The sequence below is a fragment of the Streptomyces sp. NPDC049887 genome, from assembly GCF_040656535.1.
Taxonomy (GTDB): Bacteria; Actinomycetota; Actinomycetes; order Streptomycetales; family Streptomycetaceae; genus Streptomyces.
The window spans coordinates 45800-56583 of the sequence record NZ_JBFAMM010000018.1 but is presented as its reverse complement, the minus strand read 5'-3'; the positions used below and the strand labels follow the sequence as shown (position 1 = coordinate 56583).

Genomic DNA, 10784 nt, shown 5'->3' with positions numbered 1-10784 from the left:
AGGAGGAGATCGAGAACATGACCAATCCGTTCGAGGACGCCGACGGCGTCTACTCCGTGCTCGTCAACGACGAGAACCAGCACAGTCTGTGGCCCGACTTCGTGGACGTGCCGGCCGGCTGGCGGGCCGTCCACGGGCCGGCGTCCCGGCAGTCCTGTCTGGACTGGATCGAGGCCCACTGGACGGACATGCGCCCCAGGAGCCTGGCCGAGTCGACGGACGGCTGAGCCCGAGGGCCCGCCGCCGGGCGGCGGCACACGGAACCGGCCCTGCCGGGCGCGGAGTTCACCGCGACCGGCCGGGCCGGGCGTCCGGGTCGGGGGTCAGGACGTGGGCTGCTCGACCTTGGTGGCGGGCGAGCCGTCGACGGCCGCCGCCAGCTGCGGGGCGAGCCGTTCGACGACGTAGGGCAGGCTGAGCACGGACACGAAGGACGTGGCGTGACCGAAGTCGCTGGTCTCGTCGACGAAGACCTCGCGCCCCTCCTTCACGACCTTGAGGTCCTTGTACGAGGCGTCACCGTGCAGCTTCTGCGCGTCCTTCGCCACGTCGCCGACGATCCAGACGACGGCGCCCTGGTCGAGCAGGTCGGTGCGCTCCTTGCTGATGCCGGCGCCGAACTTGTCGCCGATCGCCGAGTCCAGACCGTCGGGCATGGCGAATCCGAGGCCCGTGAGGACGCGGGAGCGCGGGTCCTGGCTGCCGAAGACGAAGATGCCCTCGTACGGGGTGGCCATGACGGCGGTGGTGCCCTTGAAGCCGGGGTGCTCGTCGGCCGTGGCCGCGATCTTCGCCTCGACGGACTCGACGGCCTTCGCCGCCTCCTCGGCCTTGCCGAGCGCGCGTCCCACCGTCCTCGTCTGCTCCTGCCAGGGAACGCCGTAGTCGTTGTGCTCCTTCGGCTGGGCGACCACGGGCGCGAAGGCGGAGAGCGACGCGTACTGCTCTTTGGTCAGCCCCCCGTAGAGCGCCAGGATCAGGTCCGGCTTGAGGGCGGCGATCCGCTCCACCTGGGGGCCGGTCCCGGTGTCCTTCAGCACGGTCGGGGCCTTTGCGCCGCCCAGTTCGTCCTGCGCCCAGGGGCCGATGGCGCCCTTGTAGCCGCCGAGCCATTCGGTCGTGCCGACCGGGACCTCACCGAGGGCGAGCACCGCGTCCTGGTCGGTGAGGCCGACGGTGACGATGCGCTCGGGTTCGGACTTGATCGTGGTACTGCCGTACTTGTGCGCGATGGTGACCGGGAAGGCTCCCGCGTCGCCGGTCGTGCCCGCCTCGGGTCCGGAGTCCCCGGTACCGGGATCGGGGCCGCCGCACGCGGCGGTGGCGAGCAGCAGGAGGGCGGAGGCCGGCACGGCGGCGAGGCGCAGGGCTCTGCTGGAGCGGGGCATCGGTCGTTCCTTCGTTCGGGCTCCGGTGGAGCGGTGGTGCGGGGGGTGGCGGCTGGAGCGTGCGGTACGGCGGTGGAGTGGGCGGTCGTGAGGGGTTGAGGGGAGGCGTCGTTTGCGTGCCGGCGGCTAGGAGCCGGTGTCGCGGGTGTCCGACCACGCCTCCCACAGCGATGCGTAGGGCCCTCCGGCGGCGCGCAGTTCGTCGTGGGTGCCGGACTCGACGATCCGCCCGCACTCCATGACGACGATGCGGTCGGCCGCCGCCGCCTGGCCCAGCCGGTGGGCGACGACGAGTGCCGTCCTGCCGTCCACGGCGCGCGCAACCGCCTTCTCGAGCGCGCGCGCTCCGGCGCTGCCTGCTTCGGCGGTGGCCTCGTCGAGGATGACGAGCGGAGGATCGGCGAGGACCATCCGGGCGAGGGCGAGGGCCTGCGTCCGTGCCCCGTCGAGCCGGTGCCCGCCGTCGCCGACGACGGTGGCGAGGCCGTCGGGCAGCTCCTCCGCCCAGACGAGTGCGTCGACCCGGTCGAGCGCCGCGCGCAGTTCGTCGTCGGTGGCGTCCGGCCGGGCCAGCCGCAGGTCGTCGGCGAGCGGGCCGGCGAAGACATGGGTCTCCTGGGTGATGAGGGCCACCGTGCCGCCCGCGGCGAGGGGGCCGAGTTCCGTCGGCGGGACTCCTCCGACCAGGACCGTCCCGGTGGTCGGCGGGTGGATGCCGGCGACCAGCCTGGCCAGGGTGGTCTTGCCGGCTCCGCTGGCGCCGACGAGTGCGACCCGCTCGCCCTGACGGATCGTCAGGTCAATGTCGTGCAGCACGGGGTGTCCGGGCCGGTAGGCGTGGCCCACGCCGCGCACGGTGACCTCGGTGCCGCCGGCCACGCCAATGCGCGTACGGTCCCGTGGCGCCGGCCCGTCGGTGACGCCGACGAGCCGGGCCAGGCTCGCGTGGGCCGACTGGGCGTCGTCGAGGAGCACCAGGGCGGCGTTGACCGGGGTGAAGAGGCTGTGGAAGTAGAGGGCGGCCGTGGTCGCGGTGCCGAGGGACGCCGTGCCCTGGCGGACCGTCCAGTAGCCGGTGACCAGGACGGCGGTGAGACCGAGGTACTCGGCGATGTGCAGCCTGCCGTAGAAGCCGAGCACGAGCCGCACACCGCGCATCGTCAACCCGACCACCGACCGGGACCGTTCGGTAACCCGCCGGGTGTGCTCCCGCTCCAGGCGGAGGGCTCGGAGGGTGTTGCTGCCCGCGATGGTGTCGAGCAGCTGCTGCTGCTGCGCGCTGCCCGCCACGCGCTGCTCGGCGTACAGCGGCATCGCGCAGCGGACGTACCAGCGGGCGGTGAGGGCCTGGACGGGCACCGCGACGAGCGCGGCGAGCAGGAACCGCCAGTCGAGCAGGGCGAGCGCCCCGAAGGTGAGCACGATGGTGAGGAGCGAACGGGCCAGTTCGGGCAGGGCGTTGCGTACGGCCTCGGCGATCAGGGACACATCGGCGGTGACCCGGGCGGTCAGGTCCCCGGCACCGGCCTTCTCGACGCGGTCCAGCGGCAGTTGGAGGGCGCGTTCGACGAACCGCTCACGCAGCCGGGCGAGCGCCGTCTCACCCAGCCGGGAGACCAGCGACAGCCCGAGACCGGTGGTGACGCCCTGGGCCAGGGCGACGGCGACGAGCAGCACTGCGGTGAGGGTGATGGCGTCGGCCGGGTCCCGGTCGGCGGCGAGGTCCACGATCCGGCCCAGCAGCGGCTGGACGAGGAGGCCCACGGCGGTGGCGCCGGTCATGACGGCGAAGGCGGTCACCGCCAGGGCGCGTTGCGGCCGCAGCAACCGGGCGACGGCGGCACGGGTGCGGGCGGGGGTGGCGACGGGGAGCAGCGAACGGCTCGCGTCCGACTCGCTTCCGGCGGGGGTCCCGGTCATGCGAGCACCGCCGTTCGGTAGTCGGCGTGGGTGCCGGCGAGGTGCCCGTGGACGCCGCTGGCGGCGACCCTGCCGTCCCGCAGGAGTACGACCCGGTCGGTGACGGCCAGGAGAGCGGGGCTGTTGGTGACGAGCACGGTGGTGCGCCCACTGCGGACCGCCTTGATCCCGGCGGCCATCCGTGTCTCGGTCACGGCGTCGACGGCGGTGGACGGCTCGTGGACGACGAGCACGGGCGCGTCCGCGGCCAGGGCCCTCGCCAGGGCGACACGCTGGCGCTGGCCGCCGGACAGGGAGCGTCCGCGGGCGGTGACGGCGGTGTCGACGCCGTCGGGCAGGGAGCGCGCGACCTCGTCGGTTCCCGAAGCGGACATCGCCGCGGCGGAGGTCACGGCTCCGCGCCCCTCGGCCGGACCGACGGCGACGACGTTCTCGAGGAGCGTGCCCTCGAACAGGTCCGCGTCGTGCTCTGCCACGAGGATCGCGCGGCGCGCCTCCGCCAGGTCCAGCGTGGTCAGGGCTCTCCCGTCGAGCTCGACGGCACCGCGCTCGGGGTCCGCGCGCCGTCCCAGGCAGTGCAGCAGCGCCACGGCGTCCGCGGGGTTCACGGCGACGACACCGACGGTCTCCCCCGCGTCGATGTCGATGTCGACCGCGTCCAGCGGGCCGTACGTGAGGTCGCGCAGCCGCAGCCGCCCTTCGACGGGCACGCGGCGTGCGGCGGTCTCGCGGCCGGCCGGGGGCACCGCGGTCACGGCGGGGCGGGCGCCCAGGACTCCGGCGATCCGGTCGGCCGACGCCCGCCCCTGTGCCAGTTCCGCGTTGACCCAGGAGAACTCGGAGAGCGGCCCGATGAGGAAGAGGGCGAGTGCGACGCACGACACCAGTTCACCGATGCCGATGTCGCCGTCGGCGGCCAGCCGGCCGCCGACGAGCGCGACAAGGGCGATGAAGGCTCCGGTGAGGAGGGTCACGACGCCGTTCTGCCACGCCTCGGCGCGGGCAGCGCGCAAGGTGGCCGACAGTGAGTCACGGCTGATGCGCCGGTAGCGGGCGGAGGCCGCCGGCTCGGCGCCGATGCCCTTCAGGACCCGGAGTCCGGCCACGAGGTCCGCGGCGACGCCCGAGGCGCGTGCGGCGCGCTCCTGCTCGGTCTCGCTGCGCCGCTCCAGCGGTTTGCTCAAGCGGTGCCCCAGCCACAGCAGCAGTGGGGTGCCGAGCAGCACGAGCAGGCCGAGGACGACGGAGACCCCGAGGAGGACCACGGCACCGACCACGAGGCCCACGGCCGCGCCCGCGCCTACGATCACGGCCATGGCCACGGCGCCGACCCGTCTGGCGTCCTCGGTGGCGATGTTCGCCAGCTCGCCGGGCAGCCGGCCGTCCTCGGCGCCGCCCCCGGGTGCGAGGACGCGTTCCACGAGTGCCACGCGGAGCAGATGCGCCGCGGTCACCGAGGCGCGTTCACCGGCACGCGCGCCGTACCGGAATCCGGCGGAGAGCCCGAGGTAGACGACGGCGAGTACGCCGAGCCACAGCATCAGTCCGGCCGCATCCCCCTCGACGACCCCCTGGTCGATGGCCAGCCCGATGAGGACGGGCACGAGCGCCTCGCCGCCCTGATGGCACGCCCCGAGGAGCACACCGAGCGCGACGGGGCGACGTTGGCCGCGGATCGCATTCCGCAGCACGTCCCGCCCCCGGAGCTCCGACTCCCCCACGCATCCCCCCGGATACGGCTCAGAAGTGCCCGGGAACCGCACGACAACTTAGGCAAGGCTAACCACATTCGACTTCCCTGGCCACCCCTCCGGAAGGGGAGTCCACCGTCCGGGTGAGGCGCTTCCGGCGCCCGGGACCGGCTCGGTCCGCCTCGTTCGGGGCCGGTGCGCGTCCGGCACCGGGGCGCCGGACCCGGGTGCTCCCGGCACGTCTGGTGCGGGGAGCGGACGGAACCCCGGCGAGTGACGCGGTGCGGCCGACGAGGTCGTCTTGCGCCGCGGATCCGCGTCGGCCCACCATCGGCCCGTGCCTCCGACCGGGCCGCCGATCCGGCCGCTCCACCCCGCCGGCGCCCCCTAGGGGCCCTGCCGACGTGCCGTGGCCAGGGTGGCCCCCCGCTCGCCCGAAGCAGGAGAGGACTGCCGTGCTGTGTACGAGAATCACCAACGCGCGCATCGTCACGATGGATCCGGCCCGGCCTCGCGCCGCGGAACTGGGTATCTGGCGGGGGCGCGTCGTCGGACTGGACGAGGACGTCAGCGGGCTGACGGCCCGTCGCACGGTCGACCTCGACGGCGCCGTGGTGCTGCCGGGCTTCATCGACAGCCATGTGCACCTGGCGTGGGCCGGGCTCAAGGCGTCGGCTCCGACCGCGGCCCCCAGCACCCGGGCCGACGACGTGCTCCGGGCGGTCGCGGAGGCGGTGACGCGGATACCGGCCGGAGGCTGGGCGAACCTCGGGAGCTACGACCGGCGGACGCTCGACCGGCCACTGACCGCCGCCGACCTGGACGCGGTGAGCGAGGGACGCAGGGTCTTCCTGGGGGATGTCTCGGGTCACGCCTGCCTGGTGAACACCGCCGTGCTGGAGGGACTTCCCGCCTGGGCTGTCCGCTCCGACGGATTCCTCGTCGAGGAGGCGATGGGGGCCGCGCTGCAGTCCCGGCCGGCGCACTCGCTCGAAGAACTCGCCGGAGCGGTGGCCCACGCGGCCCGGGTGTGCCGCTCCGAGGGGATCACCGGCTGCGCGGAGGCAGGCATCGGCGGACAGCTGTTCGGACGGGGGCCGATCGAGGCAGCGGCCCACCAACTGGCCCATGAGTCAGGCCGGCTGCCGGTCCGGGTCCAGCTGATGGTGGCCTCCGACGCGCTCCGCCCGGTCGCCACGGCACGGCAGGACACCACGTCACGCGCGCTCTCCCTGGGGCTGCGGACCGGATTCGGCGGCGGGGCGCTGTCCCTGGGCGCACTGAAGGTGTGGGCGGACGGCGGGATGATGGCCCGCACGGCGGCCCTCACCCGCCCCTACCGGGGGCACGGCTCCGCCTCGGGCCGGCTTCAGGGCGAACCCGAGGAGCTGACGGCCACGATCGTCGAGGGGCACCTCGCGGGCTGGCAGCTCGCCGTGCACGCCATCGGCGACCGGGCCGTCGACGTCGCTCTGGACGCCCTGGAGCAGGGACAGAAGCTGCGGCCCCGCCCCGACGCGCGCCACCGCATCGAGCACGCGGGCCTGGTCCGCCCGGACCAGCTTCCCCGGATGGCCGCGCTCGGCGTGACCTGCGTCGTCCAGCCAGGCTTCCTCCTCCACCACGGGGACGACTACGCCGACGTCATGGGCGCGGAGCGGGAGGGGTGGCTCTACCGCGGCCGTGCCTTCCTCGACCACGGTGTGCGCCTGGTGGCGAGTTCCGACCGCCCCGTGGCGGACGGATCGCCCCTCCGGGCCGTCCAGTTCATGGTCGAACGTGCCTCACGGTCCGGCCGCACCATCGGCCCCGACGAGGCGACCACGGTGGAGGAGGCGCTGCGCGCGTACACCGTCGAGGCGGCGCGCGCCTGCCACTGGGACTCCGACGCGGGCAGCATCACGCCCGGGAAGCGGGCGGACCTCGTGGTGCTGGGCGACGACCCCAGGCGGACCGAGACCTCGCGGATCGGCGACATCGAGGTGGTCCGTACGTTCCTGGAGGGCGACGACGCGTACTGACCGGCGCCGTCACGGCGCCGGTGCCCGGCCGGCACCGCCCCGCACGGTGCGGCTCGGGACGGCCTTATGCACGCCATAGCCCGCATCGGCGCATACTCGGTAGCGAGGGGTGGGGGAACCATTCCGCCTGGAGTGTGAGCGATGCCAGGGACCCGTTCTCATTCACGTTATGCGGCCGACCGGGGACTGACCACCCGCATGGTGACGACCATGTTCCTGATCGGGCTCCTGTACGTCGTCTTCGTGGGCGTGCTGCTGGCCGTCCTGCGCGACTCCTGGCCCCTCGTGCTGGTGATCGCGGGCGGCCTGTTCGTCGCGCAGTTCTGGTTCAGCGACCGGATCGCCGCGTACAGCATGGGCGCCCGCGAGGTCACTCCCGAGCAGGCGCCCGAGCTGCACGGGGCCGTGGACCGCGTCTGCGCCCTGGCCGACATGCCGAAGCCGCGGGTGGCGATCGCCGACAGTGACATACCGAACGCGTTCGCCACCGGACGCAGCGAGAAGACGGCCCTCGTCTGCGCCACCACCGGCCTTCTCCGCCGCCTGGAGCCGGAGGAACTGGAGGGAGTGATCGCACACGAGTTGTCGCACGTAGCCCACCGCGATGTCGCGGTGATGACCGTGGCCTCCTTCCTCGGCGTGCTCGCGGGGATGATGGCCCGGGTCTGGCTCTACAGCGGACTCGGCCGCAGCAGCCGCGACAGCAACACGGCCATAGCGGTTCTCGTGATACCCCTGGTGAGCGCCGTGGTCTACGTGATCAGCTTCCTGCTGACCCGGCTGCTGTCCCGCTACCGGGAGCTGTCCGCCGACCGTGCCGCCGCACTCCTGACCGGCCGCCCGTCGGCGCTCGCGTCGGCACTCACCAAGGTGACCGGCCAGATGGCGAGGATCCCGACGCAGGACCTGCGCAAGGCGGAGCCGTTCAACGCCTTCTGGTTCGCCCCGGCGTTCTCCTCCAAGGAGAGCCTGGGCCGGTTGCTCTCCTTCCACCCGACGCTGGAGCAGCGCCTCGACCAGCTCGGCAGGATCTCCCTGCGGCTCGGCCGCCCGTGACGGGACCGGCGCCCTCCCGGCCCGTACCCCGGGGAGGTGCCGGAGCCCGAGGAAGGGGACACCTCCCATGGGACTCCTCGACGCCATCCTCGGCCGCAGCAAGCCGGTTCGGCCCGACCTCGACCGGCTCTTCGGCCTGCCCGCCGCGGCGATCACCCTCCAGGCGGGAGCCGGCTTCGCCCCGACCGGGGCCGGCTCGGTGTGTTTCGCCGGTGTCGAGGGCGCTGTCTTCGCGAGGATCCAGGACGACGTACGCGAACTGCTCGACGCCGACACCGGCCGGGGCGGGACGCCCGTGGAGTTCACGCGGGACACGTACGGGTACACGTGGCTCCTGGCCCGCCACCCGGCCGACGACACGGCCTCGCTGGTGAACGATCTGCACGCCGTCAACGTCCTCCTCCAGGACGCCGGGTTCGGCCCGCAACTGCTCTGCTCGCTGGTGGGGTTCCGTGACACCCCCGCACACCGTGACCTGGCCCTGGTGTATCTCTACAAGCGGGGCACCTTCTATCCCTTCGCCCCTCTCCCCGGAGCCGTCGAGAAGCGCGACAACGCCCTGGAACTCCAGGTCCGGGCCCTGCTCGCGGACGACCTGCCCGTCGAGGACGATCTGAGCCGGTGGTTCCCCCTCTGGGGCGCGCCCGGAGTCGCCGCGAGCGCGGAGGGCGGGGGCAGCGGGTGAGGGGATCCGGGAGAACGGCACGATCGTGCCGCCCTTCGGCGCGGGACGCACCTCGCCGGTCGCCGTGGCCGACGTCGCCCGGGTCGTCTCCACGGTTCTCCGCGACCCCGCCCCGCACATCGGGTACGTGTACGAACTGACCGGGCCGCGGACGGTCGACATGCGCGAGATGGCCGAGGAGTCCTCCAGGGCGCTGGGCCGTTCGGTGGCGTACGTGGACGTCTCCCTGGACCGGTGGCGGACCGAGGTGCTCGCCGGGGTGGGTCTTCCGCCGCACACCGAACAGCACATCGCCACGATGGCCCGGCTCCACCGGGAGAACCGCTACGACCGGGCCTCCGACGACGTGGAACGCGTGACGGACGTCGCCGCCCGCTCGGTCGAGGAGTTCGTGGCCGCCCGCAAGGACTTCCGTCTGGGCTGATCCGCTCGGGCGGTGCGGACCGATCCGCACCCGGCCGCCTTCGGCGACCGTTGGGGGGTCCTTCGAGCGGGACGCGGCAGCGCTCAGCGCCTAGGCAGCCCGGACGGGTTCTCGGTACGTCCGAACACGGGCGCGAGGATCAGCTGGGCCGCCCCCTCGGCGATGCGGTAGGCGCTGCCTCCGGCCGGCGCGACCATCAGGTGCGTCCGGGACCGGAGCGCGGCCCGCACGCCGCGTACGAACTCCGTTTCCGCCGCGGCGACGGCCCGGCCTCCGAGCAGCACCTCGTCGATGTCGAGCAGTTCGGCCAGGTTGGTGACACCGACGGCGAGGACACGGGCGGCGTCGGCGACGTCACCGCGGGCGATCGCGGCCAGGCACAGCGCTTCGAGACACCCACGCTTGCCGCAGGCGCAGGCGGGTCCGTCGAGTTGGACGACCTGGTGCCCGAACTCCCCGGCCCCGGTGCGCACGCCCCGGTACACGGCCCCCTCCAGCACCAGGCCGGCGCCGATGCCGGTGCCGAGGTGCACGTAGGCGAAAGAGCCGCTCTCGCCCTGCAGCAGTATCCCCAGGGCCGCGGCGTTGGTGTCCTTGTCGAGTGCCACCGGCAGACCCAGCCGGTCCGCCAGTTCGTCGCGCAGCGGGTACCCGTCCCATTCCGGGTAACCCGTGACCCGCAGCGGAACGCCCGCGCGGTGGTCGAGAGGCCCCGGCATCGCGACTCCGACGCCCAGCACCCGCGGCGCCCCCTCGCCGCCGGCGTCCGCGGGGTCCTCGGGCCCCCGCCACCCATGGCCGGACTCCCCCGCCTCCAAGGTCCCGCCGGTGCCCGCAGTACCCGAGCCGCCTCCGGCGCGACCGGCCGGCGACTGGCCCAGCAGCGCGCGCACCTGGTCCGCCACCCGGTCGGTGACCACGTCCGGCCCCGCGCCGAGGTCGGCGGACACCGCCCGCGTCGCCACCCGCGCACCGGACAGGTCCACCAGGACCGCCGTCATCTCGTCCCGGTCGAGTTGCACGCCCACGGCGTACGCCACCGAGGGTTCCAGGCGCAGCGCCGTGCGCGGCTTGCCCCCCGTGGACGCGTGCCGTCCGGCCTCCGCCAGGAGACCCGCCTCGCGGAGCCGGGCCGTGATCTTGCTGACCGCCTGCGGGGTGAGGCCCGTGTAGTCGGCGATCTCGGGACGGCTGATGCCGACCTCCCCGGCCGTCCGCAGCAGATCGGGCACCAGCGACGCGTTGTGGTTCCGGAGCAGGGACAGGTTCCCGCCCTGGCCGCCGCCCTGCTCGGCGGCCGCCGGGAGGGGCGCTTCCCGGCCCGACGGGCCGATGGCATCTGCCCAGTGCGCACGCACACTCTCATTGTGCGCCCGCCCTCCGCTTCGGCAACGGCGTTGTCGAAGAGTTCCGCGCCCCCACGGCACCGGCTCCGGTACCGGCACCCGCCGAACGGTCCGTGCCGGTCCCGGCCGGTCACGGCTCCCGCCGGTGAGCGGCCGGGTCCGCCCGCGCCGCCATTCGGGCCGGCCGCCGGTCCGTTCCGGTGATCTCGGCGCGGCTCCCGGGCTCAACCCGGGGCTCAGGGGTACGGCGTGG

Annotated in this window: 9 protein-coding genes; 5 read left to right on the top strand and 4 right to left on the bottom strand. The window is 73.9% G+C overall.

Annotated features, from left to right (window positions below):
• The first annotated feature begins 17 nt into the window (after nt 1-17).
• Complete coding sequence (locus tag AB0J10_RS21910) at nt 18-227, top strand: MbtH family protein (RefSeq protein WP_363064026.1); 210 nt, start codon at nt 18-20, stop codon at nt 225-227.
• Nucleotides 228-323: 96 nt separating this feature from the next.
• Here the strand turns inward: AB0J10_RS21910 and AB0J10_RS21905 are convergent, their stop codons facing one another.
• The 3 genes from AB0J10_RS21905 to AB0J10_RS21895 form a co-directional block, all read right to left on the bottom strand.
• Nucleotides 324-1388, bottom strand: coding sequence for an iron-siderophore ABC transporter substrate-binding protein (locus AB0J10_RS21905; protein WP_363064024.1), 1065 nt, complete (start codon nt 1386-1388; stop codon nt 324-326).
• A gap of 126 nt (nt 1389-1514) precedes the next feature.
• Complete coding sequence (locus tag AB0J10_RS21900) at nt 1515-3308, bottom strand: ABC transporter ATP-binding protein (protein ID WP_363064022.1); 1794 nt, start codon at nt 3306-3308, stop codon at nt 1515-1517.
• Nucleotides 3305-5029, bottom strand: coding sequence for an ABC transporter ATP-binding protein (locus AB0J10_RS21895; RefSeq protein ID WP_363064020.1), 1725 nt, complete (start codon nt 5027-5029; stop codon nt 3305-3307). Before AB0J10_RS21895 ends, AB0J10_RS21900 begins: the two co-directional genes overlap by 4 nt.
• 425 nt (nt 5030-5454) lie before the next feature.
• On the opposite strand from AB0J10_RS21895, the gene AB0J10_RS21890 reads away from it, so the two are divergent.
• The 4 genes from AB0J10_RS21890 (at nt 5455) to AB0J10_RS21875 (ending at nt 9185) form a co-directional block, all read left to right on the top strand.
• Entirely contained in the window at nt 5455-7020 is a 1566-nt protein-coding gene (locus tag AB0J10_RS21890; protein WP_363064018.1) for an amidohydrolase, read from the top strand.
• Nucleotides 7021-7161: 141 nt separating this feature from the next.
• Complete coding sequence (htpX, locus tag AB0J10_RS21885) at nt 7162-8076, top strand: zinc metalloprotease HtpX (protein ID WP_363064016.1); 915 nt, start codon at nt 7162-7164, stop codon at nt 8074-8076.
• 67 nt (nt 8077-8143) lie between these two features.
• On the top strand, nt 8144-8761 hold the full coding sequence (locus AB0J10_RS21880) for a hypothetical protein (RefSeq protein WP_363064014.1): 618 nt from the start codon (nt 8144-8146) through the stop codon (nt 8759-8761).
• 25 nt (nt 8762-8786) lie between these two features.
• On the top strand, nt 8787-9185 hold the full coding sequence (locus AB0J10_RS21875) for a hypothetical protein (RefSeq protein ID WP_363064012.1): 399 nt from the start codon (nt 8787-8789) through the stop codon (nt 9183-9185).
• Between the two features lie 83 nt (nt 9186-9268).
• On the opposite strand, the gene AB0J10_RS21870 is transcribed toward AB0J10_RS21875, so the two are convergent.
• On the bottom strand, nt 9269-10519 hold the full coding sequence (locus AB0J10_RS21870; protein ID WP_363064156.1) for an ROK family transcriptional regulator: 1251 nt from the start codon (nt 10517-10519) through the stop codon (nt 9269-9271).
• Nucleotides 10520-10784: the final 265 nt, after the last annotated feature.

What these genes read in the sequence shown, in the direction of transcription:
- htpX (WP_363064016.1), top strand. Translation starts at nt 7,162, where the DNA reads ATGCCAGGGACCCGTTCTCATTCACGTTATGCGGCCGACCGGGGACTG.
- AB0J10_RS21880 (WP_363064014.1), top strand. Translation starts at nt 8,144, where the DNA reads ATGGGACTCCTCGACGCCATCCTCGGCCGCAGCAAGCCGGTTCGGCCC.
- AB0J10_RS21910 (WP_363064026.1), top strand. Translation starts at nt 18, where the DNA reads ATGACCAATCCGTTCGAGGACGCCGACGGCGTCTACTCCGTGCTCGTC.
- AB0J10_RS21905 (WP_363064024.1), bottom strand. Translation starts at nt 1,388, where the DNA reads ATGCCCCGCTCCAGCAGAGCCCTGCGCCTCGCCGCCGTGCCGGCCTCC.
- AB0J10_RS21900 (WP_363064022.1), bottom strand. Translation starts at nt 3,308, where the DNA reads ATGACCGGGACCCCCGCCGGAAGCGAGTCGGACGCGAGCCGTTCGCTG.